Below are 666 nucleotides of genomic sequence, written 5' to 3'. Positions count from 1 at the left end.
TGACGTTTCTATTTAGTATCTGCCTCATTGTTGCTTTGAGCTTTAGTATGTTGTGGTTGATCAACGCAAGATTTGTGAAATCCATCAACGATCTTTCTCATTTGGATGCATTAACTGGGTTATACAATCGACGTGCAATGGAAGTCATTGTGCCTAACCTTGTGAATCAAGCACGCGAAAAAAATACGCCTATCAGCATCGTTATGACTGACGTGGACGATTTTAAAACCATTAATGACCAATACGGACACACCACTGGCGACTCAGTCATGGCAACCATCGCCACGATTTTTAAACAAACGTTACCAGAGTCAGCATGTACCGTTCGCTTTGGTGGTGACGAGTTTATGATTGTGTTGCTTGCCAATGCCGAAAACGCGAAAGCCTATGCCGAGTTAGTACGTCGCAGCATTGAACGTGAAACGTCGCTGCTTGCTTTTAAAAACCAAGTCACGATGAGCTTCGGCATCAGCGAGTTAATGCCCAATGACCGATTGCAAGACGCACTCACCCGAGCCGACGAAGCACTGTATTGCTCAAAGCACACCGGGCGAAATCAAGTTACGACATTCCAAGATGGAAGCGAGGTGGGTGGCAAGTTCATCCAAACACCGACTAAAAGCGCATAACGGAAAGGTAAAACGACATCGCTCCTATTATTCCATT

Annotated in this window: 1 protein-coding gene; it reads left to right on the top strand. The window is 45.2% G+C overall.

Annotated features, from left to right (window positions below):
* The coding region (locus R8O10_RS25500; protein ID WP_318191994.1) for a GGDEF domain-containing protein at positions 1-629 on the top strand (629 nt) is incomplete at its 5' end.
* Positions 630-666: the final 37 nt, after the last annotated feature.

The sequence above is a fragment of the Vibrio sp. 1727 genome, from assembly GCF_033344415.1.
In the GTDB taxonomy this organism is placed as follows: domain Bacteria; phylum Pseudomonadota; class Gammaproteobacteria; order Enterobacterales; family Vibrionaceae; genus Vibrio; species Vibrio alginolyticus.
This window is presented reverse-complemented; position numbering and strand designations above follow the sequence as displayed.